The following is a 25,477-nucleotide window of genomic DNA, read 5'->3' on the forward strand; positions in this document are numbered from 1 at the left end:
GGAATGGGATGGATATTAGCACTCGGGTTATAGGAGTGCTAATAGCCGGAATAGTTCCCCGCCATTCGTTTTGCCAATGGTGGCGCCGGGACCAGCATCCACCGGCGAGGGCACGGTCGGGTTGACGCCCGTCAACCTGTACGCGTCAACGGTGGACTCTGGATCCCGGGAGGAATTCCCACTGTAGGGGAAAAGGGCGCGGGGAAAGGGTAAAGAAACGAAAAAGCCGCCCGGGCGGGCGGCCTCAGAATTGCGGCTCGATGTCTCCCAGGTGCCGGCTGACCGCCAGCCAGGCGCCGAGCAGGCCCAGGGTGCCGCTGAACAACGGCAACACCAGCACGGTGGACGGGTTCATGCCGGTAAGCGAGTGCTCACTCTCATAGAGGCGCAGCAGTTCGTCGATGGGGCCGCCCAGCCACCACAGGGCAACGCTGATCAGAATCAGCGCCAGCACGCCGCCGGCGAAGCCGACGCAGAAACCGCTGTACAGGAAAGGCCGGCGCACGAAGCCGTCGGTGCCGCCGACGATCTTGATCACCACGATCTCCTCCCGGCGGCTCTCGATGGCCAGCCGAACGGTGTTCACCACCACCAGCACCACCGCCAGGGCGAGCCCCAGGGTGAGCACGCTGATCATGCGGTCGCCCAGCTCGATGATGGCGTGCAGACGGCGCACCCAGGCCACGTCCAGCTGGGCGTTGTCCACCTCGGGCAGGTTGTCCAGGCGGCGTTGCAGGGCCTCCACCTGACCCGGCGCCACGTCCTTCGGATACACCACGATCAGCGGCGGCAGCGGGTTGTCCGGCAGCGCCTCCAGCACGTCGCCGAAACCGGACAGGGATTTGAATTCCTCCAGGGCCTGGCCCCGGGTGATCACCTCGGTGCGGGCCACCGTGTCGAAGCCGTCCCACTCCCGGGCCAGGGCGCGCTGGCGCTCCTCGGCGGTGTCCAGCTTCAGAAACACGGACAGGTGGGCCTGGCCGTCCCAGCCCTTGGTGATGGCGCGGGCGTTGTCCATCAGCACCGCCAGCCCGGCGGGCAGCGCCAGGGCGATGGCGATCACCAGCACCGTCATCAGCGCGGCGGTGGGCGCCCGGGCCATGCGGCCCAGGGCGTCCCACAGGGAATCCCGGTGATGCTGGCGCCAGGCGGTAAGGCGGTCGCCCACGGAGGTGCGCGCGCTGCGCGCGCCGGCGGGGCGGCGCTGACGGGGTGGGCGGGTGTTACGGGCCACGGCGGTCCTCCCGGGGGCGGGCGTAAAGGGCCAGGTCCTGGTCGCGCTGGGACACCCCTTCCTCGCCGTCGTGAATCAGGCGGCCCTCGCGCAGGGTCAGCAGGCGGTGCCGGTAGCGGGCGATCAGCGACAGGTCGTGGGTGGCGATCAGCACCGCCACGCCGACCCGGGCGAAGTCATGGAACAGGTCCATGATCTCGGCGCTGAGCGCCGGGTCCAGGTTGCCGGTGGGCTCGTCGGCGAGCAGCAGCGGCGGCTTGTTGACCACCGCCCGGGCGATGCCGATGCGCTGCTGTTCACCGCCGGAAAGCATGATCGGGTTGAGCTTTTCCTTGTCCAGCAGACCGACCTTGTCCAGGGCGGCGCGCACCCGCTTGCCGATGTCGGCGCGGGCAAAGCCGGCGATCACCAGCGGCAGGGCCACGTTGTCGAACACACTGCGGTCGAACAGCAGCTGATGGTTCTGGTGCACCATGCCGATCTTGCGGCGCAGGAAGGGAATATGGCGGCTGCCCACGCCGGTCAGGTTCTGGCCTTCCACGAACACCTGACCCTGGGTGGGGCGCTCGATCATCATGATCAGCTTCAGCAAGGTGGACTTGCCCGCCCCGGAGTGCCCGGTCAGGAAGGTCAGTTGCCCGGCGGGTAGCTCGAAGCTGATCTGCCGCAGGGCGTCCTTGCCGTTCGGGTAGCGTTTGCCGACCCGGTCGAATTTGATCATGTAGGTCCTTTGGACAGTTGAAAGTTACAAGTTAAAAGTTACAACGCGAGGCAATGACGTAGCGCTCTCAAACGTTTCGGCTCCGCGCCGCGAGCGGGCGCGGGCACAGGCTTTCCGACCCGGTCGCCATCCCCCGCGCCTTGTAACTTTTAACTTTCAACTTGTAACTCACCCGGCCACATCCTCGAACAGCGCCTGCACGAACTCCTCGGCGTTGAAGGGGCGCAGGTCCTCCAGCCGTTCGCCCACGCCGATAAAGCGGATCGGCAGGCCGGTGCGTTTGGCCAGAGCGAACAGGATACCGCCTTTGGCGGTGCCGTCGAGCTTGGTCAGCACCAGGCCGGTGACGCCGGCGGTGTCGCGGAATTCCTGGGCCTGGTTGATGGCGTTCTGGCCGGTGCCGGCATCCAGCACCAGCAGCACCTCATGGGGCGCCTCCGGGGACAGCTTCTTCATCACACGGGTCACCTTGGAGAGCTCCTCCATCAGGTTGCCGCGGGTGTGCAGGCGCCCGGCGGTGTCGGCGATCAGCACGTCGGCGCCCCGGGACTGGGCCGCCTGCACCGCGTCATAGACCACGCTGGCGGAGTCGGCGCCGGTATGCTGGGCCACCACCGGAATGTCGTTGCGTTCACCCCATACCTGCAATTGCTCCACGGCGGCGGCGCGGAAGGTATCGCCGGCGGCCAGCATCACGCTGCGGCCCTCGGCCTTGAAGCGGCAGGCCAGCTTGCCGATGGTGGTGGTCTTGCCGACCCCGTTCACGCCCACCATCAGAATCACGTAGGGCTTCTTCGAGGTGTCGATTTCCAGCGGGCGGTCCACCGGCACCAGCAGATTGCGCAGTTCTTCCTGCAGGGCTTCATAGAGGGCGTCGGCGTCCACCAGTTCCTGGCGGCCGACCCGTTCGGTGAGATTGCCGATGATGGTGTCGGTGGCTTCCACGCCCACGTCCGCCACCAGCAGCTGGGTTTCGATCTCCTCGAAGATCTCGTCGTCGATCTCCTTGGCGCCCACCAGCAGGTCCGCCAGGCCCTTGCCCAGGTTCTTGCTGGTCTTGCTCATGCCCTGCTTCATGCGCGACCAGAAGCCGCCGCCTTCGCCGGCGGGCTCCGGAGCGGGGGCCGCCGCCGGCTGCTCGGCCGGCGCCGGCGGGGTGGCCGGTTCGGCGCGCACGGGTTCGGGCGGGGCCGGCTCGGAGGGCGCGGGCTCGGCGGGGGCCGGTTCCGGTGACCCGGGTTGCGCCGGCGTGTCGCTATCGGGCTCCGAGCGGTCGCTGGACGGCGCCGGCTCCGGCTTGTCCTCGGGCTTGCGCCGGAACATGCGCGAGAAGAAGCCGCCTTTCTGCGCTTCTTCGTTGCGATCGTCGTCGCGGGCGTCGTCGTTCATCGGGTCGGATCCTGTGGGGTCGAATGCGGGGCGGTCGGTATCCTACCACCGCCGGGCGGCGCGAAAAAACGCCGCGCGCACGGCACGGCCGGCCGGCGCGCGGTACGAACGGTCAGTGCGCCCCGGCCGGCGCCCCCTGGCCGGCCACGCCACGGCGGATAATGAACACCAGCGGCACCATGCACAGGAAAAGAATCGCCATGAATTTGAACACGTCCAGGTAGCCCAGCATGCTGGCCTGGTTGAGCAGGTCCTGATACAGCATACCGTGGCTGGCCAGGTCGCCGGCGCCGGTGGCCTGGCCGATTTGATGAATCTGGTCCTGGTAGGCCGGGTTGTAGGGCGTGATCTCCTCCGCCAGCCGCGACTGATGGAACTGGCTGCGCCGGGCCAGCAGGGTGGTGGCCAGCGAGATGCCGATGCTGCCGCCCAGGTTACGGGCCAGATTGATGATCGCCGAGGCGTCGTTGGATTTCTCCATGGGCAGGCCGTCGTAGGCGGCGGTGCTGATCGGAATGAACAGGAAACCCAGCGCCGAGGCCTGCAGCACCCGGGCCAGCATGATGGTGTTGTAGTCCGCCTCCAGACTGAAGCCGGTCATGGTGTACAGCCCGATGCCGCTGACCAGGAAGCCGAAGCCGATCAGGTAGCGGGTCTGCACCTTGCCCACCAGCCGCCCCACCAGAGGCATCAGGCAGATGATGGCGATGCCGCCGGGGGTCAGTACCAGGCCCGCCTGGGTGGCGGTGTAGCCCATCAGTTCCTGCACATAGAGCGGCAGCACCGCGGTGCTGGCCAGCAGCACGAAGCCCAGGATCATCATGAACAGGTTGGCCACCGCGAAGTTGCGGTTGCGGAACAGGTGCACATCGACGATCGGGTCCTTGTCGTACCACTCCCAGATCAGGAAGGCGATCAGCCCCACCGCCGCCAGGCAGGTCATGGCCAGAATAAAGCCGGAGTGCCACCAGTCGTCCTGCTGGCCCCGGTCGAGCATGATCTGCAGGGCGCCCAGGCCCACCACCAGCAGGCTGAAGCCGATCAGGTCCACCCGGGGCCGTTTGCCACCGCGCTTGTGGCGCGCTTCCTTCATGTAATCCGGGTCGCGGATCAGCGCCTGCACCAGGGGAATCAGAATCAGCCCCACCGGCAGGTTGATCAGAAACACCCAGCGCCAGGAGAAATGGTCGGTGATCCAGCCGCCCAGGGTGGGCCCGATGGCCGGCGCGAACACCACGGCGATGCCGTACATGGCGAAGGCCATGCCGCGCTTGGCCGGCGGAAAGGCGTCCGACAGGATCGCCTGGGACACCGGCTGCAGGCCGCCGCCGGTGATGCCCTGCAAGCAGCGGAACAGGATCAGCGTGCCCAGGGTGGGCGCCAGCCCGCAGGCCAGGGAGGTGAGCGTGAAGCCGGCGATGCAGATCATGAAGAAGCGCTTGCGGCCGAGTACGTTGGACAGCCAGCCGCTGATCGGCAGCACCACCGCGTTGGTCACGGTGTAGGAAGTAAGCACCCAGGTGGCTTCATCCTGGGTGGCGGACAGCCCGCCGGCGATGTGCAGCAGGGCCACGTTGGCGATGGAGATGTCGAGCACCTCCATGAAGGCGGCGATGGCCACCACCGGGGCGATCACCCAGGGGCTCACGTTCTTGCGCGCCCCCGGGGTGCCGGCGCGGGCGGAATCAACGGCCATGACGGTTCTCCTCGTGGGCGCCGGACTCAGGAGGCGCGGTCATCGCCGCCCCGGTTGGCGGCCACGATCTCGGCGATCAGCGCGTCCACCTCGCTCTGGTCGCGCCGGTACACGCCGGTTTCGAAGCGGGCGCCGGACACCGGCGCCTCGGCCAGGGTGCGGCCGTCCCGGTCGCGGGTTTCCACGGTGACTTCCATGGACAGTCCCACCCGCAGCGGGAAATCGCGCAGGTCGTCGCCGTCCAGGCGGATGCGCACCGGCACCCGCTGCACCACCTTGATCCAGTTGCCGGTGGCGTTCTGCGCCGGCAGCAGCGCGAAGGCATTGCCGGTGCCGGCGGCCAGCCCGGCCACCTTGCCGTGGTAGACGTGGTCGTCGCCGTACAGGTCGGCGGTCAGTTCCACCGGCTGGCCGATGCGCACGTGGGTGAGCTCGGTTTCCTTGTAGTTGGCGTCCACCCACACCTGGTCCAGGGGCACCACCGCCATCAGCTTGCCGCCGGGCTGCACCTCCTGGCCCACCTGTACGCCGCGCTGGGCCACGTAGCCGTCGGTGGGCGCCAGAATGCGGGTGCGCTGCAGGCGCAGCCAGGCCTGGCGCAGCTCCGCTTCCGCGCGCAGCACCTGGGGATGATCCTCCAGGGTGGTGCCGGCCACCGCGGCGCGGCTGGCGGCCAGTTGATGGAGGGCTTCCTGATAGGAGGCGCGGGCGGTTTCCAGCTCGGTCTCCGCGTGCTGGAAGTCCTGAGTGGAGATTCCGCGCACCTGCTTGAGCTCCCGGGCCCGCTGATAGTCGCGGCGGGCCTGCTCCAGGGAGGCCTTGCGCAGGGTCACGGTGGCGTCCAGCTGGTCGGCCTGGTCGAACAGCCGGCGCACCTCGCGCACGGTCTGCGCCAGGTTGGCCTTGGCCTGTGCCAGGGCCACGCGGGCGTCGGTGTCATCCAGGGTGACCAGCAGATCGCCGGCGGCCACCCGGTCGGTGTCCTCGGCGTGGATCGACACCACGGTGCCGTTCACCTGGGGCGAGACGCTGACCACGTTGCCGCCCACGTAGGCGTCCTCGGTGGTGATGTGGAAGCGGCCCCACAGCAGCCAGTAGGCCAGGTAGCCGGCGGCGGCGATCACCACCACCAGAGCGAGAATCAGGAGCAGGCGTTTGCGTTTGCCGCCGTTATTGTCGTCGGGGTTGTCATTGTTGGCGGGGCTGTCGCCGGACGGTTGAGGCGCGGTGTGGTCCGGGTGGGTGGAGGTGTCGTGCTCGGCCATGAAAGGTCTCCGGCGTTCAGGGGGCGGTCGGCGCGGCGGCCGTCCGGTCGTTCCGTTCGGGGGTGGCGCTCCACCAGCCGCCGCCCAGGGCGTGGTAGAGCGCGGCGGTGTCCACGTAGCGCTGGCGCACCGCGTCGATGCGCGACAACAGCGCCTGGTTGTAGCGTTGCTCGGCGCTGAGCACGTCCAGATAGCCGGCGGCGCCGGCCCGGTACTGCTTGCGCACCAGCGCCAGGCTGTCGCGGTTGGCTTCCAGGGAGTGGTCGCGGGCGCTGAGGCCTTCGGCGTCGCGCTGGATCGCGTCGAGCACGTCGGCCACCTGCACGAAGGCGCCCAGCACGGTGTCCCGGTAACGGGCGTATTCCGCTTCCCAGGCGGCCTGGGCGGCCTTTTTATTGGCGCGCAGGGTGCCGCCATGGAACAGCGGCGCGGTGAGATCGGCGCCCAGGCTCCAGACCTTGGCGGCGGGCTCGAACAGGGCGTCGCCGTGGTTGGCCACGGAGCCCAGGCTGGCGGTGAGATTCAGGTTGGGATAGAGGCGCGCGGTGGCCAGGCCCACCTGGGCGTTGGCGGCGTGCAGTTGTTCTTCCGCCGCCAGGATGTCGGGGCGCTGGCGCACCAGTTCCGAGGGCAGGCTGACCGGCAACTCCGCCGGCAGATTCAGGTCCGCCAGTGACAGCGGCGGTGCCCGGAAGGTGGCCGGGTCGGCGCCCACCAGCCGGGCCAGGGCATGCTCGGTGGTGGCCAGATCGTGGCGCAGGGTGGGCAGTTGCGCCTGGCTGTCGGCCAGCTGCGCGCGGGCGCGCAACACGTCGGCAAAGGCCACCGAGCCGGCCTGTTCCTGCTCGCTCAGCAGCTGCGCCTGGTCTCGCTGCAGGCGCACGATGGCCTCGCTGGCGGCGAGCCGGTCGCGCAGGGCGGCCAGCCGCACCGTGGTCACCACCACATTGTCCACCAGGGTCAGCATGCTGCCGCGCAGCAGGTTTTGCGCGTACGCCACCTGGGCCGCCTGGGCTTCGGTCTCCCGGTCCGAGGCGCCGAACAGGTCCAGGTCGTAGCTCAACGCCAAGCGCGCCTCGTAGAGGTTGAAGACGTTGTTGAACATGGGGTTGTCCTGGCCGATCTGCGCGCCGTTGGAGCGCTGGCGGGTGGCACCGCCGGACAGGTCCAGGTCGGGCAGGTCCGAGCCGGACACCGCCTCCAGTTGATGGGCGGCCTGGCGCAGGCTGGCCTGACTGGCGCGCAGCGACGGGCTGTTCTCCATCGCCTGGCGGATCAGCGCGTCCAGCGCCGGGGATCCGAACAGCCGGTACCAGTCGGCGGCGATGGGTGCGCTCTCGTTGAACCGCTGGGCGCCGCCGCCGGGGCCGTCGGTGCGGGCGGTCTCGCCGGCCGGCGCGCGCACCTGGTAATCGTCGGCCAGCTCGTCCGCCGGCGATTGGAAGTCCGGGCCCACCGCGCAGGCGCCCAGCGTCAGCGCCAGCAGCGCGACCAGCGTCGGGCGCCGCCAGCGGCGAACGGGGATAAGGGATCGGGGCATGGAACGCCTCCCAATGAAGTCGGGCAACATTCTTGAACAGTCCAATGACAAAATCAATCGATTGAATTAATATTGGCCTTTTCACGCCACCGGAACCGAGCATGGCCAAGCCCGGCACCGGGCCCGCCCCGGGCCCTGAATCCGTCCCCTCCGCGGGGTCTGCCCGCGGCGAATCCGCGCGCAGCGAAGCCACCCGCAAGCGGCTGGTCGACGCCGGCCTGCGCCTGTTCAGCCGCCAGGGCTTCGACGCGGTCAGTACCCGGGCCCTGGCGAATGCCGCCAAGGCCAACCAGGCCGCCATTCCTTACCACTTTCAATCCAAGGAAGGGCTCTACCGGGCGGTGGCCTGGCGCATCGTGGAAACCGTGCGTCCGGCCATGGAGCCCGCCGTGCTGGAGGTGCGCGCCCGTCACGCCGGCGGCGTCACCGACCTGGCCCGGGCCCGCGAGGACGTAGCGTTGCTGGTGGGTGCCCTGCTCGAGAAGATCCTCACTCAGCGTGACAAATACGAGGTCGGCTACTTTCTGTTGCGCGAACAGATGCAGCCCACCGCCGCCATGGACATCCTCTACGACGAACTGATCCTGCCGGTGCACGAACTGCTGGCGCGTTTGGTGGGGCCGCTGCGCGGCAAGCCGGAAACCGACCCGGATGTGATCATCGAAGTGCAGGCGTTGTACGGCGAGGCCATCGTCTTCGGCGTGCACCGCACCACCCTGATCCGTCGCCTGGGGGTGAAGCGCCTGGACGACGATCACCTGGCGCGCATCACCCGGGTGGTGCGTGAAACCCTGTTGCGTCAGTTCCCTTTGTCTTGAGCCGCGGGCGCTTTCTCTAAGCCACCGACCTCTAAGCCACCGACGCCGGAACCTTACCGGCGTGCGGTCAGTCCTACCGGGTTATGGCCGCCGACGGCTCGCGTTGGCGGGGGCTAACCATCATAATCGCCGGTTCCCTGACCCCGGTCGTTCAGAGGAAAGCGCATGAAAAAACTGTGGATCGCCCTGGCATTGAGCCTGGTCGCGATGGCCGCGCGGGCCGACCTGCCCACCCATGAATTTCAGCTCGACAATGGCTTGAAGGTACTGGTGCGCGAGGACCACCGCGCGCCGGTGATCACCGTGATGATCTGGTTCAAGGCCGGCAGCATCGACGAGGCGCCCTACGAAACCGGCGTCGCCCATCTGCTCGAGCACATGATGTTCCGCAACAGCAAGCACCTGGCCCCGGGGGAATTCGCCCGGCTGGTGGCGCGCTATGGCGGCGCCAACAACGCCTTCACCAGCTACGATTACACCGCCTATTTCCAGCAGTACGAGGCGTCGCGCCTGCCGCTGGCCCTGGAGCTGGAAGCCGAGCGGCTCAAGAATCTGCGCATCGAGGACGACGATTTTTATCGCGAGCTGCAGGTGGTGATGGAAGAGCGCCGCCAGCGCACCGACGACCAGCCGTTCGCCCTGGCCCAGGAGAAATTCCAGGCGGTGGCGCGGCCCGGCACCGGTTACGCCCACCCGATCATCGGCTGGCGCGATCAACTGGCCCAGCTCAAGCCGGAGCAAGCGCGCAGCTGGTACCAGCGCTTCTACGTGCCTGGCAACGCCACCCTGGTGATCGCCGGTGATGTGACCGAAGCCCGGGCGCGGCCGCTGGTGGAAAAATTCTTCGGCGACATGCCCGCCGGAGAAATGCCGCCCCGTCCCAAGCCGACCCTGAATCCGCCCGCCGGCGAACGCCGCATGACCCTGCACCTGCCGGTGCGGGTGCCGGCGCTGTTCATGCAATACAACGTGCCGTCGCTGACCACCGCCGAGGACCCGGCCACCTTCTACGCCCTGACCATGCTGGCCGGGGTGCTGGACGGTGGTCTCAGCGCCCGGGTGGAAAGCCACCTGGTGCGCGGCCAGCGCCTGGCCGCCGGCGCCGGCGCCAGTTACGACGGCCTGCAGCGCGGCAACGGTACCTTCAGTTTCTCCGCCTCGCCCAACCCGGGCGTCAGTCTGGAGCAGCTCGAACAGGGCTTCCTGGCGGTTGTGAGCAAGATCGCCGAACAGCCGCCCAGCGCCGAGGAAATGGACCGGGTGCGCGCCGGTGTGCTGGCCGGGCAGGTGTTCCAGCGCGATTCGGTGATGGGCCAGGCCATGGAACTGGGCCGCCTGTCGGTGCTGGGCGTGGACTGGCGCCTGGCCGAACGCTTCGACGAAAACCTGGAGAAAGTCACCCCGGAGCAGGTGCAACAGGCCGCCCGCGACTGGCTGGTGGCCGAGCGCGGCGCCGTGGCCCGGGTGTTCCCGCCGGACGCGCCCGCCGAGGCGCCGCAATCCACTCGCCAGGAGGCGTCGCAATGATCGTCTGGAAACCCTTCGCCGCCGCTCTGTGCGCCCTGGCCCTGGCCGGCTGCGCCAGCTTTCCCACTACCGCCGCCCGGGTCGATCAGGCCAAGCCGGCGGCCCCGGAACTGACCATTCAGTCCTGGACCACCGCGCAGGGCGCGAAAGTCCTGTTCGTGCCCTCCGACGCCCTGCCCATGCTGGACGTGCGCCTGGTGATGAACGCCGGCGGCGCCCGCGACGGCGACCAGCCGGGGCTGGCGTCCATGACCAGCGCGCTGCTCGGCGAAGGCGCCGAGGGCCTGAGCGTGGACGACATCGCCCGGGGCTTCGAGGACCGGGGCGCCAGCTTCTCCACCGGCAGCTACCAGGACATGGGCGTGATCAGCCTGCGCACCCTGTCGCGGCCGGAATGGCGGGACGACGCGGTGAACCTGCTGGCCCGGGTGATCGGCGCCCCCAGTTTTCCCCAGGGCGCCCTGGACCGGGTTCGCACCCGCGCCCTGCAGGGGCTGAAGATGGATCGCCAGGTGCCCGGGCCCCAGGTGGAAAAAGCCTTTCAGCGGGTAGTGTTCGGTGACCACCCCTACGGCCACGCGGACGACGGCACCCTGGAGAGCCTGCCGGGCATCACCCGCGACGACGTGAGCCGCTTCTACCAGCGCTATTACGCCGCCGGCAACGCGGTCATCGCCCTGGTCGGCGACGTCCGCCGCGAGCAGGCGGAAGCCATCGCCGCGCGTCTCAGCGAGGCGCTGCCGGAAGGCGGCCCGGCGACGCCGCTGCCCCGCGCCGAACGCCTCACCGAGCGCACCGTGGAGCACATCGACTTCCCTTCCAACCAGACCCACATTCTGATCGGTAACCAGGCCACCTGGCGGGGCAACCCGGACCATGTGGCGCTGTACGTGGGCAACTACATCCTCGGCGGCGGCGGTTTCGCCTCCCTGCTCACCCAGCAGGTGCGCGAGGAGCACGGCTATGTGTACGGCGTGTCCAGTTACTTCCAGCCGATGGCCGGCGGCGGACCGTTCCGCCTGCAGCTGCAGACCGCCAACGACAACGCCGACCAGGCCCTGGCGCTGACCATGGGCATCCTGCGCGACTTCATCGCCGACGGCCCCACCCAGGAACAGCTGGACAACGCCAAGGCCAACATTCTTGGCCGCCGGGCACTGGAAACCGCCGACAACAGCGATATCATCGGCCAGCTTGGCGCCATCGGTTTCTACGACCTGCCGCTGGATTACCTCCAGCGCTTCAACGAGCAGGTCGAAGCGGTCACGGTGGCGGACATTCGCAACGCGTTTCAGCGTGCCCTGGACGCCGACAAGCTGGCCATCGTCAGCATCGGCCCGCGCGCGCCGGACGTGCCGCAAGGCGCACAGGATGAAATCCAGGGGCAAAACCAGTAAGGGCCAGGTTCGCATCATCGGTGGCGAGCACCGCGGGCACCGGCTGCACTTCGTGGATCAGCGCGGCGACCTGCGGCCGTCCTCGGACCGCATGCGGGAAACCCTGTTCAACTGGCTGCAGGCGGACGTGCCCGGCGCCCGGGTGCTGGACCTGTTCGCCGGCTCCGGCGCCCTGGGCGCCGAGGCCCTCAGCCGGGGCGCGCAACGGGCGGTGCTGGTGGAGCGCAAACGCGAGCGCTGCGCCGACCTGAGCCGGCAGTTGGAGCCGCTGTTCGGCGAACGCCTGCGGGTGCAGTGCGCCGACGCGCTCAAATGGCTGCCGCGTTGCGCGGAACGGTTTGACCTGGTGTTCATCGACCCGCCCTATGATCTGGGGCTGGCGGCGCCGGCCTGCGCGGCCCTGGAAGACCTGGGCCTGCTCGCCGACGACGCCCTGATCTACGTGGAGTCCCGCCGTCAGGCGGACGCCCCGGCGGCGCCGGAAAGCTGGGAGCTGATACGGGAAAAAGACGGCGGCGACGTGCGTGCGCGGCTGTATAGAAAGCAAACGACGACAAGTTAAAAGTTGAAAGTTAAAAGTTAAAACGCGGGTAACGCCGTGCCGGGTCACTGCCGTGCTCGCGTCCGAAGCCGCCCTTTTAACTTTTAACTTTAAACTTTGAACTGTTTTTTGGAGGTCCATCTTGAGTCTTGCCATAGGCGCGGTGATCGTCGGCCTGGTGTTGCTGATCTGGAGTGCCGATCGTTTCGTGGACGGGGCGTCCGCCACCGCCCGCCACGCCGGTATGCCGACCCTGCTGATCGGCATGCTGGTGATCGGCTTCGGTACCTCCGCGCCGGAGATGGTGGTGTCGGCGCTGGCCTCGCTGGACGGCAATCCCGGGTTGGCGTTGGGCAATGCCTATGGCTCCAACATCACCAATATCGCTTTGATTCTCGGGCTCACCGCCGTGATCAGCCCGATCGCGGTGCACTCCACGGTGCTGCGCCGGGAGTTGCCGGTGCTGGCGGTGATCACTCTGGTGTCCGGCTACCAGCTGCTGGATGGCCAGGTGAGCTTCCGTGACGCCCTGGTGCTGTTGGCGGTGTTCGCCGGGCTGATGGGCTGGTCCGTTTACCAGGGCATGAGCGGCAAGGGCGACCCCCTGGGTGGCGAGGTGGGAGCCGGGCAGGAAGCTGAGCCCATGCCCCTGGGCAAGGCCCTGTTCTGGCTGCTGCTGGGGCTGGTGCTGCTGGTGGTCAGTTCGCGGCTGCTGGTGTGGGGCGCGGTGACCATCGCCACCTCCCTGGGGGTCAGTGATCTGATCATCGGCCTCACCGTGGTGGCGGTGGGCACCTCCCTGCCGGAACTGGCCTCCAGCCTGGCGGCGATTCGCAAGAACGAACACGATCTGGCGCTGGGCAATGTGCTAGGCTCGAACCTGTTCAACACCCTGGCGGTGGTGGGCATTGCCGGCGCCATCACGCCGGTGCCCACGGAGCCCGCGTTGCTGTATCGGGACTGGGTGGTGATGGCGGTCCTGACCCTGGCCCTGTTTGTGTTTGGCTACGGCTTCCGGGGCGCCGGCAGCGGCCGCATCAACCGCCTGGAAGGCGGCGTGCTGGTGGCCGCCTATCTGGGCTACACCGGTTATCTGATTTTCACCCTGGTGGTGGCCGCCGGCGCGGCCGCCTGAGCGGTTGCGCAAGCCGGCCGCGCGGATAAGGAGAACCAATGCGTTCGCCGCTTGAACAAAAGTCCTTCCTGGCCTTGTTGCTGGTGGTGAGCATCGGCTTCCTGTGGCTGCTGAAGCCGTTCTTCGCGCCGATTTTCTGGGCCTGCGCGGCGGCGCTGATTTTCTTCCCGATGCAGAAGAAACTGCTGACCAAATGGCCCGGCCGGCACAGCCTGGCGGCCCTGGCCACCCTGCTGGTATGCACGGTGCTGGTGGTGATTCCGGTGCTGGCGGTGGCGACTTCCTTCGTCACCGAGGGCGTGGCCACCTACCAGAAACTGCAGCAAGGCAATCTGGACCCGCAGAAATACATCGACACCTTCCGCACCGGTTTCCCCTCCGCTTACCACCTGCTGGAACGGGCCGGCGTGGAATTCGGCAACCTGGGCCAGCAACTGATCGAAGGCATCAAGAGCGCCGGCCAGTTTCTCGGCAAGCGTGCCCTGGCGGTGGGCCAGAACACCTTCCAGTTCTTCATCGACCTGGGCCTGATGCTCTACCTCACCTTCTTCCTGCTGCGCGACGGCCCCAAGCTGGTGAACATGCTGATCCGGGCGCTGCCCCTGGGCGATGACCGGGAGCGGCTGCTGTTCAAGAAATTCGCGGAAATCACCCGCGCCACCATCAAGGGCAATCTGGTGGTGGCGGCGGTGCAGGGCTTTCTTGGCGGCCTGATTTTCTGGTTTCTCGGCATCCCGGCGGCGGTGCTGTGGGGCGTGGCCATGGCGTTGCTGTCCCTGATTCCGGCGGTGGGCGCCAGCCTGATCTGGCTGCCGGTGGCGCTCTATCTGTATGCCGTGGGCGAGATCGGCGACGCGGTGATTCTGACCCTGTTCGGTGCCCTGGTGATCGGCCTGGTGGACAATCTTCTGCGCCCAATTCTGGTTGGCCGGGATACCAAATTGCCCGATTATGTGGTGCTCTATTCGACGCTGGGCGGCCTGGCGCTGTTCGGCATCACCGGGTTCGCCCTGGGCCCGCTGATGGCCGGCCTGTTCGTGGCGTTCTGGCAGATCTTCATCCAGGAATTCAACACGGAACCGCCGCCGGACCAGGCCGGTCCCAATGAACAACAGCCCAATGAACAACAGTAAGAACAGGGACGCAATCCCGGGAGAACAACCATGAATCTGTTCTATGTCATGCCCATCGTGGTGGCGGCCGCCGTGGCCAGCAGCTGCGGCGACGACGAGGACGGCGGCTTCGGGGGCTCACTGCGTTCCGACGCCTCGGTGTTCTATTACAACCAGATCACCAGTAATGGCGCCGACGACCAGAGCACCCTGACCGCCGATGTCACCCTCTCCGGGGACGACAGTGATAGCGTATCCGGCGTGGGCTATTCCCGGGATGATGAAGGCCCGGAGTTGCGGGTTCGTATCGACGAGGGCAACGACAACGACGACAACAGCGTTTCCCTGGAGGGCGTGAACGGCAGCGGCGGCCGCCTGTTCCGTGCCCGGGTGAACCTGGCCAACAACAGTAACTACACCGCAGTGTCCTACGGCGATACCAGCTTTAATTCCACCGGGGTGGCGATTTTCGAGCAGGACGGCAGCGACGTGGATTCCGGCGCGCGCTTCCGGGTTATCAACACGGTGAACCCGGAAGATTTCAATGCCACCGGTTTTTCTCTGCGTTACAACGATGCGGGCACCGGTACATACTTTGCCACCGGTTTGCGTTTGGGGCAGGCCACCGAATATCAGAGCACCAATGCCGGCAGCCTCAATCTGGTGGTGGCGCGGACCGGCGTCAATCCGGAGGAGCGGTTCGCCCGGGTGGATTGCTCACTCAGCGGTTCCCGCACCTATGATGTGATCCTGGCCTCCGAGGACCCGTTGAATCCGCCGCTCAGCGAGAACGAGGCGGACGGCGCCCTGGTGCTCTATTGTCATCCCCAAGAACGAAATTGAGCGCAACAATTCCCGTCATTGTGTTTCCCGCGCCAGCGGTTAGCATGGCCCGGATCCGTTAGCCGGGGGAAAAGTCTTGCCCGCCATCCATACCCGTGAGCCGGCGCTGGTGCTGCGCGCCGGCGCCCAGGCGCGCCAGCACCTGCTTGACCATGGCCTGCGCGCCGACGACGTGGACATCGTGCCCGGCGCCGCCGGCGGCCCCAAGGCGGTGGGCCTGGCCGGCCTGGACCGGGCCGTGTTCGGTGACTTCCTGCCCCGGGCGCCGCGCCCGCGCACCCTGATCGGCGCCTCCATCGGCAGCTGGCGGTTCGCCGCCGTGGCCGGGGCCCGGGATGGGCGCGATGCCGCCCACCGCCTGGCGCGGCTGGCCGATCTCTATACCTCCCAGCGGTTTCCCAAGGGCGTCACGCCCCGGGAGGTGTCCCGCCGTTGCGAAAAGATGCTGGCGGACCTGCTCGCCGACAGCGACGACCGCATCCTCACCAACCCGGACTACCGGCTGGTGGTGGTGGTGATCCGCAGCCGCCGCCTGATCAGCGGCGACCGGCCCCTGGGTCTGGGCCTGGGGCTGGCCGGGGTGATCGGCGGCAACCTGCTCAGCCGCCGGACCCTGGCCGCCTTCATGGAGCGCGGGCTGGCCTACACCGGCGAGCCGGAACTGCCCCTGGACGCCCTGCGCGACTTCGCCACCCATGCCATTCCTCTGGACGTGCAGAACCTGCGCGCCCTGCTACTGGCCAGCGCCGCCATTCCCATGGTGCTGGAAGGGGTGCGCGACATTCCCGGCGCGCCGCCGGGGGTCTACCGGGACGGCGGCCTGCTCGACTACCACCTGGATCTGCCCTACCGCAGCGACGGCCTGGTGCTCTATCCGCATTTCACCGACCGGGTGATCCCGGGCTGGTTCGACAAGCCGCTGCGCTGGCGCAACGGCGACCCGGGCCGGCTGGCGCGCACCCTGCTGGTGGCGCCGTCGGCGGACTATCTGGCCCGGCTGCCCCACGGCAAGCTGCCGGACCGCACCGATTTCAAGCGGTACCAGGGCGACGACCCGGGCCGCGAGCGCACCTGGCGCCGGGCCATCGACGAGAGCCGCCGGCTGGGTGACGAATTTCTCGAACTGGTGGAAAAGGGCGTGGCTGACCGGCTTCGGCCGCTGGCCGGTGACCGGCGCCGCTGAGACGCATCTGGCCCGGAGGTTGCATCGTCGGCCACCTTCGACCTGTTGTTTTCCAAGAACCCTGGAGCCCGCTATGTCTTCCTCCGACGACGATTACCCGCTGAGCGCGGTGCCGGCGTCCCAGCGCAAGGGCCTGCTGTCCACCTCGGTGGTGCTGCTCGGCTTTACCTTTTTCACCGCCACCATGTGGGCCGGCGGCAACCTGGGCACGGCGTTCTCGTTCCCGGATCTGCTGCTGGTGATCCTGGTCGGCAACCTGCTGCTGGGCGCCTACGCGGCGGCATTGGCCTTTATCGCCTGCCGCAGCGGCCTGAACACCGTGCTGATGGGGCGCTATTGCTTCGGTGAGAAGGGCAGCAAGCTGTCCGACTGCCTGCTCGGCTTCACCCAGATCGGCTGGTACGCCTGGGGCACCGCCACCATCGCCATCGCCCTGGTGCGGATGACGCCGCTGCCGGCCTGGCTGGAGCTGCCGCTGATGGTGGTCTTCGGGTTCGGCTTCTGCCTCACCGCCCTGGTCGGCTACCGGGGGCTGGACTGGCTGTCCCGGTTCGCGGTGCCGGCCATGCTGCTGTTCATCGGTGTCAGCCTCTATCAGGGGCTGGTGGACGTGGGCGGCCTGACCGCCCTGAGCGAGCGCGCCGGCGGAGGCGACATGGGCTTCGCCGCCGCCATCACCGTGGTGATCGGCACCTTCGTCAGCGGCGGCACCATGGCCACCAACTGGAGCCGCTTCGCCCGCAGCGGGCGGGTGGCGGTGATCGCGACCCTGGCGGCGTTCTTTCTCGGCAACGGCCTGATGGTGCTGGTGGGCGCCGTGGGCACGCTGATCTATCAGCAATCCGACATCGTCGACGTGATGATCACCCAGGGCTTCCTGGTGCTGGCCCTGCTGATGCTGTTTCTCAACATCTGGACCACCCAGGACAACACCATCTACAACTTCTCGGTGGCCGGCTGCAATCTGCTGCGCACCGAGCGGCGCCGGCTGGTGACCCTGTCCGGGGCGGCCATCGGCACCCTGCTGGCGGTGTTCGGCATGTACGACCTGCTGGTGCCGTTCCTGATTTTGCTGGGCACCTTTCTGCCGCCCCTGGGCGGCGTGATCATGGCCGACTTCTGGGTGCGCTTCCGCGGCCGCTATCCGGATCTGGAACGGACCGAGCTGCCGGCGTTCCAGTGGTCCGGATTGTGTGCCTACGGTCTCGGCGCCCTGGCCGCCTGGGCCTCGCCGGTGCTGCCGCCAGTGGTGGGCGTGGCGGTGGCGTTCGCCGCCCACGCGCTGCTGTCCCGGTGGTGGCCGGCCCGCGACCCCTTGGCCGAGTCGCGCTGAGCCCGTCCACCCGGATTATCCAGGGTAAGGGTGTGCTACCCTGGCGCACCCTTTTCACCCGGGGCCGGTTGCCCGTTGGCGCGCCGGTCCGCCGATGGCAATGCGAGCCGTGCAGTCCGACAACTCTTCCCTGACCCGTCAAATCTGGCAGCAGACCTGGCCCATGACCCTGGGCGTGATGTCGCTGCTGGGCTTCAATCTGGTGGACAGCGTGTTCGTGGCCCGGTTGGGCACCGAGCCCCTGGCCGCTCAGTCGTTTACCTTCCCGTTGGTGTTTCTCACCATCGGCGTGCAGGTGGGCATGGGCATCGCCATCGCGGCACTGATCTCGCGGGCCATCGGCGCCGGCCAGGAACACCGGGCCGGGCGGCTGGGCGTGCTGGTGCTCACCGGCGGCGGCGCGGTGATGGCGGTGCTGCTGTTTCTGCTGTGGGCCCTGCAGGACCCGGCCTTCGCGCTGCTCGGCGCCAGTGAGCGCATCCGCGAGGTGATCCGGCCGTTCTGGAACGTGCAGGTGCTCGCCTCCTGGACCGGCGCCATGGCCTACTTCGGCTACAGCCTGTTCCGCGCCCACGGCAACACCCGCTTCCCCGGCTCCATGATGGTGATCACCAGCCTGGTGAACCTGGTGCTGGACCCGCTGCTGATCTTCGGCCTGGGCCCGGTGCCGGCCCTGGGCCTGGAAGGGGCGGCCTGGGCCTCGCTGGCGGCGTTCGCCATCGGCGGCGTGATCACCGCGGTGTATCTGCGCGGCCGCGGCTGGCTGGAGCGGGACGGCGTGCTGGCGGAGGTGCGGGCCTCCGCCGGGCCCTTCGCGCACATCGCCGGGCCGGCCATGGTCAGCCAGTTGATGCCGCCGCTGGCGGCCATGCTGGCCACCGGTCTGGTGGCGCGGCTGGGCGAATCGGCGGTGGCCGCCTGGGGGCTGACCAGTCGTTTGGAAAGCTTCTCCATCGTGCTGGTGCTGGGCATGACCATGGCGCTGCCGCCCTGGCTGGGCCGCTGCTACGGCGCCGGGCGCTGGCAGGAGGTGCAGCGGGTGATGGCCGCCGCCGCGCGCATGGTGGTGATCTGGCAGGTGGTGTTGGGCCTGCTGGCGGCCCTGTTCGCCGCGCCGCTGGCGGCGCTGCTGGTGGAGAGCCCGGCGGTGCGCGAAGCGCTCACCCAACTGATCCGCTTTCTGCCGCCCAGCTACGGGCTGCTGGGGGTGTGCATGCTGGTGGTGTCGGCCAGCAATGCCCTGGGCTGGCCGTGGCGAGCCATGATGATTTCCTTCCTGCGGCTGTTCGCCTGCTATTTGCCGCTGCTGTGGCTGGGCGCCTGGCTGGGCGGCCTCACCGGCCTGGCCATCGGCGCCGGTTGCGGCAATCTGCTGGCCGGCGTGATGGCCTGGACGTTCTATAAGAAGGGCCTGCGCCGGCATCTGCCGGCGGCCTGATCGCGGCCGAACGACCGCGATGCCATTCAGGCGCTGCGCAGGTGATGCGCGTGGTAGCGCAGGTGGTCGTCGATAAAGCTGGCGATAAAGAAATAGGAGTGGTCGTAACCCGGCCGCATCTGCAGGGTCAGGCCGATGCCGGCGTCCTGGCAGGCCGCTTCCAGGGCCTCCGGACGCAGCTGGCCGTCCTGGTAGAAGTTGTCCGCGTCGCCCTGGTCCACCTTGATCTCGTCCACCCGGGCCCCGGCGGCGATCAGCTCGCAGGCATCCCATGCCTTCCAGCTTTCCCGGTCGTCGCCCAGGTAGCCGCCGAACGCCTTCTCGCCCCAGGGGCATTGGGTGGGGTTGGCGATGGGCGCGAACGCGGACACCGAGGTATAACGGTCCGGATTCTTGAGCGCGCAGATCAGAGCGCCGTGGCCGCCCATGGAATGCCCGCTGATCGCCTCGCGGCCATTCAGCGGGAAGTGTTCGCGCACCAACGCCGGCAACTCCTCGGTGACGTAGTCGTACATCCGGTAGTGCTTGTTCCAGGGCGCCTGTTCCGCGTTCAGGTAGAAGCCGGCGCCGGAGCCGAAATCGTAGCTGTCGTGCTCGCCGGGCAGGTCGGTGCCGCGCGGGCTGGTGTCCGGGCACACGAACGCCAGCCCCAGCTCCGCCGCCACCCGCTGGGCGCCGGCCTTCTGGGTGAAGTTCTCGTCGGTGCAGGTCAGGCCGGACAGCCACCACAGCAGCGGCACGTCCCGTTCCTCCGCCGCCGCCGGCAGGAAAATGGCGAACACCATCTCGCAGCCCAGCACCTTGCTGTGGTGCTTGTAGCGCTTGAGCCAGCCGCCAAAAGATTTGTTGGCCGAGACGAGTTCCAGTTGATCAGACGTTGTCATGGCGGATCCTTTTGTCGTGTTCGATGGGCGGGCGGCGGCCTTTGGCCGCGATACAGGATGAAGGATACAGGGTGGAGGGATGGCACCGTGCCGGCCCCTGTATCCTTCATCCTGTATCGCAGCCACAGGCTGCTGGTCTCAGTACAGAATGACGGAGCGGATGCTTTTGCCTTCGTGCATCAGATCGAACGCCTTGTTGATGTCATCCAACGGCATGGTGTGGGTGACGAATTCGTCGATCTTGATCTCGCCCTTCATGTAACGATCCACGTAGCCGGGCAGCTCGGTGCGGCCCTTCACGCCGCCGAAGGCGGAGCCTTTCCAGACCCGGCCGGTGACCAGCTGGAACGGGCGGGTGGAGATTTCCTCGCCGGCGCCGGCCACGCCGATGATGATGGATTCGCCCCAGCCCTTGTGGCAGCACTCCAGAGCGGAGCGCATCACGTTGACGTTGCCGATGCACTCGAAGGAATAGTCCACGCCGCCATCGGTGAGCTCGACGATCACTTCCTGGATCGAATTGCTGTATTTGGTGGGGTTGATGAAGTCGGTGGCGCCGAACTGGCGGGCCATCTTCTCTTTGTCGTCGTTGATGTCGATGGCGATGATGCGCTCCGCCTTGGCCATCACCGCGCCCTGGATCACCGACAGGCCGATGCCGCCCATGCCGAACACCGCCACCGTGGAGCCGGGCTCCACCTTGGCGGTGTTGAGCACCGCGCCGATGCCGGTGGTGACACCGCAGCCGAGCAGGCAGATCTTGTCCAGCGGCGCTTCCTTGCTGACCTTGGCCAGGGACACTTCCGGCACCACGGTGTACTCGGAGAAGGTGCTGGTGCCCATATAGTGGTGCAGCATCTTGCCGTTATGGGAGAAGCGGCTGGTGCTGTCGGGCATCAGGCCCTGGCCCTGGGTGGCGCGCACCGCGGAGCACAGGTTGGTTTTGCCGGACAGGCAGAACTTGCACTTGCCGCACTCGGCGGTGTACAGCGGGATCACGTGGTCGCCGGGCTTGACGCTGGTGACGCCCTCGCCCACTTCCTGCACGATGCCCGCGCCCTCATGGCCGAAAATGGACGGGAACAGCCCTTCAGGGTCCTTGCCGGACAGGGTGTAGGCGTCGGTGTGGCAGACGCCGGTGGCGACGATTTGCACCAGCACTTCACCGGCCTTGGGGCCGGCCACGTCCACTTCCTCGATGACCAGCGGCTTGCCCGCTTCCCAGGCTACGGCGGCTCTTGATTTCATGGTGTTCTCCGTTTGTGTCTATATCGCGTTGGTGCCCATGGTAGAGCAGCGCCGGGCCCCGGATTAAGGCATCATGGCGCAATAGATTATTGCTCAGGAGCAACAATGCAGCATTGGGACCGGATCGAGGCCTTCGTGGAGGTGGTACGGCACGAATCCTTCGCCGGCGCCGCCCGCGCCCTGGGTGTCTCCAGTTCCCATGTGAGCCGGCTGGTGGCGCGGCTGGAAACGGAGCTGGGCACCCAGCTGCTCTACCGCACCACCCGGCGGCTGGGCCTCACCGACGCCGGCGCGGTCTATTACGAGCACTGCGCCCAGCTGTTCGACGGCTTCCAGGAAGCGCTCACCGCCATCAGCGACTATCAACAGCAGCCCAAGGGCGTGCTTAAGCTGACCTGCGCCACCACCTTCGGCGAGAAATTCATCGCCCCGGTGGTCAACGATTTCCTGGTTGCCCACCCACAGCTGTCGGTACGCATGGACTTCACCAACCGCCGGGTGGACATCGTCGACGAAGGCTTCGACGTGGCGATCCGCACCGGCGCCCTGCCCGATTCCACGTTGATCGCCCGCAAGCTCTGCCCGCGCCGGGAATACGTGGTGGGCTCGCCGGCCTACTTCGAGCGCCACCCGCGCCCACACACCCTGGGGGAACTGGTCGGCCACAACTGCCTGCTCGGGTCCACCGAGCACTGGGCGTTCGACATCGACGGCCAGCACCGCGCCTGGCGGGTGCAGGGCAACTGGCGGGCCAACTCCGGGCTGGCGCTGCTGGACGCCGCCGCCAAGGGGCTGGGGCTGGTGCAATTGCCGGATTATTACGTGGCGCCGGGCCTGGCGGACGGCAGCCTGGTGTCGGTGCTGGACCAGTACGGCTGTGGCCATACCGCCGTCTGGGTGGTCTATCCGCGCCACCGGCATCTGTCGCCGAAGGTGCGGCAGTTCGTGGACTTTCTGGTGGCGGCCATGGCGGATCGCGGCTGACGCTGGCGGGCCTTGAAAGCCGCTTCACCCGCCGTCAGGTACAACGGTGTTGATGGATTACGGCAAGGAGAGATCATGGCTAAGGCGAACATTCCGGCCCTGGGGCTGGGCACCTTCCGGCTCAAGGGCGAGGAGCTGATGGGCAGCATCCACACCGCCCTGGACCTGGGCTATCGGCACATCGATACCGCCCAGATGTACGACAACGAGGAAACCGTGGGCGCCGCCCTGGACGCCCACGACGTGCCTCGGGATGAGGTGTTTCTCACCACCAAGATCTGGCACGACCGGCTGCGCCATGACGACCTGCTGAAAAGCCTGCAGCAAAGCGTCAACCGGCTGCGCACCGACGCCGTGGATCTGGCCCTGATCCACTGGCCCAGCCCCGACGACGAAGTGCCCATGGACGAATACATCGGTGCCCTGGCGGAAGCCAAGGCGAGCGGTCTGGCGCGCCATGTCGGCGTGTCCAACTTCACCGTGGACCAGCTGGAAAAGGCCCTCAGCGTGCCCGGCGGCGAGCACATCGTCACCAACCAGATCGAGGTGCACCCGTTCCTGACCAACCGCAAGGTGGTGGACGCGGTGAAACGCGCCAACCTGACCGTCACCGCCTACATGCCGTTGGCGGTGGGCAAGGTGATGGAGGACGACACCCTGAAACGGCTGGCCGGCAAGTACGACGTGACCCCGGCTCAGTTGGTGCTGGCCTGGCTGCACCAGAAGGACATCGTGGTGATCCCGTCGTCCACCCAGGAAGCGCACCTGAAGGCCAACAAGGCGGCCCTGGACCTGACCCTGGACGACGACGACATCGCCACCATCGAAAGCCTGGACCGGGGTGAGCGCATCGCCGATCCGGACTTCGCGCCCGCCTGGGACTGAGCCCGCGCGGGTAACCCGCTCCGCATCGACCTCCCTGGCCGGGTTCACGCAAAAAGTGTGAACCCGGTCCAAAACTTGTGCGCGGGCCCACGCCGTGGTACCTGTTTTTGCCTATGTCCGGGTTTTCAGGAGACCACGGGATGGCGACCCCCACGGATCGCGCCGCTACCTTGCCCCACGACCTGTTTCGCGCCGACCAGCTGCCCGAGGCGGACCGTTTTCCGGTCTGGCGGGAGAGCGTGCGCCCGCTGTTCGATTCCCTGCCGGCCACGCCGGAACGGTTCGACGCCTGGGTGGAAAGCTACGACCTGCGCGAAGTGTTCATGGCCCGCTGCGGCTTTTCGCCGCTCACCTTCCAGCGCCGTGCCGGTGACACCGCCGACGGCGGCGACCACTGGCTGGTGCAGCTCTATCTGCAGGGCGGTTACCTCGGTCACAACGGCGGTCGTCCGGTGCGGGTCGGGCGCGGCGACATCGGTCTGCTGGACCTGGGGCGCGCCCTGGAGACCCGGGCGCCGGCCTCCCAGGTGCTGTCGGTGGTGATCCCGCGGGACGTATTCCGTGCCCTGGTGCCCACCGCCACGCCCCGGCACGGCACGGTGCTGGCCGCCGGCCGCCCGGTGACCACCATCCTGACCCACCACCTGACCACGGTCTGGAACAGCCTGCCCGAACTGACCGTGGAGGACCTGGAGGGGGTCAACCGCACCCTGGTGGGCGCGGTGGCCGGAGCCTTCGCCGGCGCCGGCGCGGGGGAAGCGTCCCGGGAGGCGCTGGCCCGGGCCGGCCTGGACGCCATGCTCGCCTGGATTCGCGATCACCTGGACCAGGACCTGACGCCGGAGCGGCTGTGCCGCCGGTTCGGCTGCTCGCGCACCACGCTCTATCGCCTGTTCCAACCCCTGGGCGGCGTCGCCGCCTACGTGCGCGAACAGCGTCTGCTGCGCTGCTACCGGGACCTGCGCCGCGCGGCGGTGACCGGTGAAAAGGTGGTGGACGTGGCGGTGCGCTGGGGGTTCGACAGCCAGAGCCACTTCTGCCGGCTGTTCCGGCGCGCCTTCGCCATGACCCCCAGCGACGTGATCGACCAGGCCCTGGCGCAGCCCGCCGACGGGGTCGACCTGGCCGGGCTGGCCAGCCCCGCCTTCCATCACTGGCTGCGTCACCTTTGATCGGGACGCACGGACAACGGATTCGGGACGGTCGGGCAAGCGTCGTTGCCGGCGCCTGATGCAAAATGATGCGGTGACTGTTTTTGAGCCTGCAAGGGTTGTGAGCAACGCTCTCTGATGGACGGTCACCGGCGCCGGCACCGCTTAACCGTCGCGTCGCCCACCGGGGGGGAGGGCGGCGGGGCGGGCGGCCGGACCGATCGCCGCTCAGTCCGCCCCGGGCGCCGACAGGTGGCGCTCCAGGAACCGCAGCCCCGCCTTCTCCGCGCCGCCGCCGAACAGGAAGGTGGCCACATGGCCCCGCCCTTTCAGCAGATACAATTCCGTGTCCACGCCGTTGGCCCGCAGGGCGTTATAAAAATCCACCGCGTGATCCTCCGGCACGGTGCGGTCCCAGGTGCCGTGATACAGAAATACCGGCGGCGTGTTCGGCGTCACCGAGGTCACCGGCGAGGCGTCGGCGTGGACCGCCGGGATCGCCTCGCGCTCGCCGCCCAGAAATTGCGGCACCAGCTCGCCGCCCTTGAATTTGCGCAGGTCGCTGGGCGTGCCACCGGCCACCACCGCCTTCGGCCGCGTCACCGGGCCGCCGTAGGGCGGGTTCAACGGGTTGTCCGGATCGCTGGCCACGGTGGCCAGCAGCGCCACCAGGTGGGCGCCGGAGGAATAGCCCCAGGCGCCCACCCGGGCCCGGTCGATGCCGTACTCGTCGGCGTGCACGTGCAGCCAGCGCATGGCCATTTGCAGGTCCTGCAGCTGCGCCGGAAAGGTGTAGGCCGGGGCAAAGCGGTATTCGATGTTCACCGCCACCAGGCCGTGCTCCGCCAGCCAGCGGGACAGGTCCGCCATGTCCGCCGGCGAGCGCCGCGCCCAGCCGCCGCCGTGCACCACCAGCACCGCCGGATAGCGGCCCTCGGCCCGGGGGCGGTAGACGCTGGCGTGCAGGGCCCGGGGCCAGTCGTCCGGGGTATAGACGCGGTCGCGGATCTCGGTGATCGGGCCGCTGTCGGGCAGCGCCGCCGGCTCACCGGCGGGGGCGCCGAGATGACGGACACAGCCGCCCAGAGCCAGTAGCAACAGAGCGGGGAGAAGCAGACGCATGGCGTTATCCTTGGCGTTTCCGGCCGTGGGC

The 25,477-nt window shown here is 68.0% G+C and carries 22 protein-coding genes; 13 read left to right on the plus strand and 9 right to left on the minus strand.

What is annotated here, in order from left to right:
* Nucleotides 1-244 precede the first annotated feature (244 nt).
* The 6 genes from ftsX to IM760_RS13200 form a co-directional block, all read right to left on the minus strand.
* A complete protein-coding gene (ftsX, locus tag IM760_RS13175; RefSeq protein WP_204430071.1) occupies nucleotides 245-1,234 on the minus strand; it encodes a permease-like cell division protein FtsX in 990 nt (329 codons plus the stop codon).
* The gene (ftsE, locus tag IM760_RS13180) at nucleotides 1,224-1,955 is read right to left on the minus strand and encodes a cell division ATP-binding protein FtsE (protein ID WP_239549823.1); all 732 of its coding nucleotides are present in this window, start codon (nucleotides 1,953-1,955) and stop codon (nucleotides 1,224-1,226) included. The genes ftsX and ftsE overlap by 11 nt, the downstream gene beginning before the upstream one ends.
* A gap of 168 nt (nucleotides 1,956-2,123) precedes the next feature.
* The gene (gene ftsY, locus IM760_RS13185) at nucleotides 2,124-3,344 is read right to left on the minus strand and encodes a signal recognition particle-docking protein FtsY (RefSeq protein WP_204430073.1); all 1,221 of its coding nucleotides are present in this window, start codon (nucleotides 3,342-3,344) and stop codon (nucleotides 2,124-2,126) included.
* A 112-nt stretch (nucleotides 3,345-3,456) separates the two neighbouring features.
* Nucleotides 3,457-5,040, minus strand: a complete 1,584-nt coding sequence (locus IM760_RS13190; RefSeq protein ID WP_204430082.1) for a DHA2 family efflux MFS transporter permease subunit — start codon at nucleotides 5,038-5,040, stop codon at nucleotides 3,457-3,459.
* A gap of 26 nt (nucleotides 5,041-5,066) precedes the next feature.
* Nucleotides 5,067-6,305 carry an HlyD/EmrA/EmrK family protein gene (locus IM760_RS13195; RefSeq protein WP_204430087.1) on the minus strand — a complete coding sequence of 413 codons (1,239 nt, stop codon included), beginning with the start codon at nucleotides 6,303-6,305 and terminating at the stop codon, nucleotides 5,067-5,069.
* A gap of 16 nt (nucleotides 6,306-6,321) precedes the next feature.
* The gene (locus tag IM760_RS13200) at nucleotides 6,322-7,845 is read right to left on the minus strand and encodes an efflux transporter outer membrane subunit (RefSeq protein ID WP_204430088.1); all 1,524 of its coding nucleotides are present in this window, start codon (nucleotides 7,843-7,845) and stop codon (nucleotides 6,322-6,324) included.
* A gap of 101 nt (nucleotides 7,846-7,946) precedes the next feature.
* On the opposite strand from IM760_RS13200, the gene IM760_RS13205 reads away from it, so the two are divergent.
* From IM760_RS13205 to IM760_RS13250, 10 genes are all read left to right on the plus strand, one after another.
* On the plus strand, nucleotides 7,947-8,663 hold the full coding sequence (locus tag IM760_RS13205) for a CerR family C-terminal domain-containing protein (RefSeq protein ID WP_204430089.1): 717 nt from the start codon (nucleotides 7,947-7,949) through the stop codon (nucleotides 8,661-8,663).
* Between the two features lie 165 nt (nucleotides 8,664-8,828).
* Nucleotides 8,829-10,190, plus strand: coding sequence for a M16 family metallopeptidase (locus IM760_RS13210; protein ID WP_204430091.1), 1,362 nt, complete (start codon nucleotides 8,829-8,831; stop codon nucleotides 10,188-10,190).
* On the plus strand, nucleotides 10,187-11,587 hold the full coding sequence (locus tag IM760_RS13215) for a M16 family metallopeptidase (protein WP_204430093.1): 1,401 nt from the start codon (nucleotides 10,187-10,189) through the stop codon (nucleotides 11,585-11,587). The genes IM760_RS13210 and IM760_RS13215 overlap by 4 nt, the downstream gene beginning before the upstream one ends.
* A complete protein-coding gene (rsmD, locus tag IM760_RS13220) occupies nucleotides 11,562-12,149 on the plus strand; it encodes a 16S rRNA (guanine(966)-N(2))-methyltransferase RsmD (protein ID WP_204430095.1) in 588 nt (195 codons plus the stop codon). Before IM760_RS13215 ends, rsmD begins: the two co-directional genes overlap by 26 nt.
* 121 nt (nucleotides 12,150-12,270) lie before the next feature.
* The gene (locus tag IM760_RS13225; protein ID WP_204430104.1) at nucleotides 12,271-13,263 is read left to right on the plus strand and encodes a calcium/sodium antiporter; all 993 of its coding nucleotides are present in this window, start codon (nucleotides 12,271-12,273) and stop codon (nucleotides 13,261-13,263) included.
* A gap of 38 nt (nucleotides 13,264-13,301) precedes the next feature.
* The gene (locus IM760_RS13230; RefSeq protein WP_204430106.1) at nucleotides 13,302-14,396 is read left to right on the plus strand and encodes an AI-2E family transporter; all 1,095 of its coding nucleotides are present in this window, start codon (nucleotides 13,302-13,304) and stop codon (nucleotides 14,394-14,396) included.
* Nucleotides 14,397-14,426: 30 nt separating this feature from the next.
* The gene (locus tag IM760_RS13235) at nucleotides 14,427-15,218 is read left to right on the plus strand and encodes a hypothetical protein (RefSeq protein WP_204430108.1); all 792 of its coding nucleotides are present in this window, start codon (nucleotides 14,427-14,429) and stop codon (nucleotides 15,216-15,218) included.
* Between the two features lie 76 nt (nucleotides 15,219-15,294).
* On the plus strand, nucleotides 15,295-16,401 hold the full coding sequence (locus IM760_RS13240; RefSeq protein WP_204430110.1) for a patatin-like phospholipase family protein: 1,107 nt from the start codon (nucleotides 15,295-15,297) through the stop codon (nucleotides 16,399-16,401).
* Nucleotides 16,402-16,474: 73 nt separating this feature from the next.
* A complete protein-coding gene (gene codB, locus IM760_RS13245; protein ID WP_204430112.1) occupies nucleotides 16,475-17,734 on the plus strand; it encodes a cytosine permease in 1,260 nt (419 codons plus the stop codon).
* A 94-nt stretch (nucleotides 17,735-17,828) separates the two neighbouring features.
* Nucleotides 17,829-19,172, plus strand: a complete 1,344-nt coding sequence (locus IM760_RS13250) for an MATE family efflux transporter (RefSeq protein WP_420838125.1) — start codon at nucleotides 17,829-17,831, stop codon at nucleotides 19,170-19,172.
* Nucleotides 19,173-19,198: 26 nt separating this feature from the next.
* Here IM760_RS13250 and fghA read toward each other — a convergent pair whose 3' ends face one another.
* Nucleotides 19,199-20,056 carry an S-formylglutathione hydrolase gene (gene fghA, locus IM760_RS13255; protein ID WP_275579297.1) on the minus strand — a complete coding sequence of 286 codons (858 nt, stop codon included), beginning with the start codon at nucleotides 20,054-20,056 and terminating at the stop codon, nucleotides 19,199-19,201.
* A 138-nt stretch (nucleotides 20,057-20,194) separates the two neighbouring features.
* Nucleotides 20,195-21,304: an S-(hydroxymethyl)glutathione dehydrogenase/class III alcohol dehydrogenase gene (locus IM760_RS13260; RefSeq protein ID WP_204430114.1), complete on the minus strand. Its 1,110-nt coding sequence runs from the start codon at nucleotides 21,302-21,304 to the stop codon at nucleotides 20,195-20,197.
* Between the two features lie 105 nt (nucleotides 21,305-21,409).
* Between IM760_RS13260 and IM760_RS13265 the strand changes: the two genes are divergently transcribed.
* From IM760_RS13265 to IM760_RS13275, 3 genes are all read left to right on the plus strand, one after another.
* Complete coding sequence (locus tag IM760_RS13265; protein WP_204430116.1) at nucleotides 21,410-22,288, plus strand: LysR family transcriptional regulator; 879 nt, start codon at nucleotides 21,410-21,412, stop codon at nucleotides 22,286-22,288.
* A gap of 75 nt (nucleotides 22,289-22,363) precedes the next feature.
* Nucleotides 22,364-23,173 carry a 2,5-didehydrogluconate reductase DkgB gene (gene dkgB, locus IM760_RS13270; RefSeq protein ID WP_204430118.1) on the plus strand — a complete coding sequence of 270 codons (810 nt, stop codon included), beginning with the start codon at nucleotides 22,364-22,366 and terminating at the stop codon, nucleotides 23,171-23,173.
* 140 nt (nucleotides 23,174-23,313) lie between these two features.
* Entirely contained in the window at nucleotides 23,314-24,345 is a 1,032-nt protein-coding gene (locus tag IM760_RS13275; RefSeq protein ID WP_204430119.1) for an AraC family transcriptional regulator, read from the plus strand.
* A gap of 207 nt (nucleotides 24,346-24,552) precedes the next feature.
* Here IM760_RS13275 and IM760_RS13280 read toward each other — a convergent pair whose 3' ends face one another.
* Nucleotides 24,553-25,446: an alpha/beta hydrolase gene (locus tag IM760_RS13280; protein ID WP_204430120.1), complete on the minus strand. Its 894-nt coding sequence runs from the start codon at nucleotides 25,444-25,446 to the stop codon at nucleotides 24,553-24,555.
* Nucleotides 25,447-25,477 lie beyond the last annotated feature (31 nt).

The organism is Alloalcanivorax marinus (assembly GCF_016906305.1).
GTDB lineage: Bacteria > Pseudomonadota > Gammaproteobacteria > Pseudomonadales > Alcanivoracaceae > Alloalcanivorax > Alloalcanivorax marinus.

Coding starts and splice junctions, on each gene's coding strand:
- IM760_RS13210 (WP_204430091.1), top strand. CDS start 8,829: ATGAAAAAACTGTGGATCGCCCTGGCATTGAGCCTGGTCGCGATGGCC.
- dkgB (WP_204430118.1), top strand. CDS start 22,364: ATGGCTAAGGCGAACATTCCGGCCCTGGGGCTGGGCACCTTCCGGCTC.
- fghA (WP_275579297.1), bottom strand. CDS start 20,056: ATGACAACGTCTGATCAACTGGAACTCGTCTCGGCCAACAAATCTTTT.
- IM760_RS13190 (WP_204430082.1), bottom strand. CDS start 5,040: ATGGCCGTTGATTCCGCCCGCGCCGGCACCCCGGGGGCGCGCAAGAAC.
- codB (WP_204430112.1), top strand. CDS start 16,475: ATGTCTTCCTCCGACGACGATTACCCGCTGAGCGCGGTGCCGGCGTCC.
- rsmD (WP_204430095.1), top strand. CDS start 11,562: ATGAAATCCAGGGGCAAAACCAGTAAGGGCCAGGTTCGCATCATCGGT.
- IM760_RS13195 (WP_204430087.1), bottom strand. CDS start 6,305: ATGGCCGAGCACGACACCTCCACCCACCCGGACCACACCGCGCCTCAA.
- IM760_RS13215 (WP_204430093.1), top strand. CDS start 10,187: ATGATCGTCTGGAAACCCTTCGCCGCCGCTCTGTGCGCCCTGGCCCTG.
- IM760_RS13230 (WP_204430106.1), top strand. CDS start 13,302: ATGCGTTCGCCGCTTGAACAAAAGTCCTTCCTGGCCTTGTTGCTGGTG.
- IM760_RS13200 (WP_204430088.1), bottom strand. CDS start 7,845: ATGCCCCGATCCCTTATCCCCGTTCGCCGCTGGCGGCGCCCGACGCTG.
- ftsE (WP_239549823.1), bottom strand. CDS start 1,955: ATGATCAAATTCGACCGGGTCGGCAAACGCTACCCGAACGGCAAGGAC.
- IM760_RS13280 (WP_204430120.1), bottom strand. CDS start 25,446: ATGCGTCTGCTTCTCCCCGCTCTGTTGCTACTGGCTCTGGGCGGCTGT.
- IM760_RS13265 (WP_204430116.1), top strand. CDS start 21,410: ATGCAGCATTGGGACCGGATCGAGGCCTTCGTGGAGGTGGTACGGCAC.
- IM760_RS13250 (WP_420838125.1), top strand. CDS start 17,829: ATGGCAATGCGAGCCGTGCAGTCCGACAACTCTTCCCTGACCCGTCAA.
- IM760_RS13235 (WP_204430108.1), top strand. CDS start 14,427: ATGAATCTGTTCTATGTCATGCCCATCGTGGTGGCGGCCGCCGTGGCC.
- ftsY (WP_204430073.1), bottom strand. CDS start 3,344: ATGAACGACGACGCCCGCGACGACGATCGCAACGAAGAAGCGCAGAAA.
- IM760_RS13275 (WP_204430119.1), top strand. CDS start 23,314: ATGGCGACCCCCACGGATCGCGCCGCTACCTTGCCCCACGACCTGTTT.
- IM760_RS13205 (WP_204430089.1), top strand. CDS start 7,947: ATGGCCAAGCCCGGCACCGGGCCCGCCCCGGGCCCTGAATCCGTCCCC.
- IM760_RS13260 (WP_204430114.1), bottom strand. CDS start 21,304: ATGAAATCAAGAGCCGCCGTAGCCTGGGAAGCGGGCAAGCCGCTGGTC.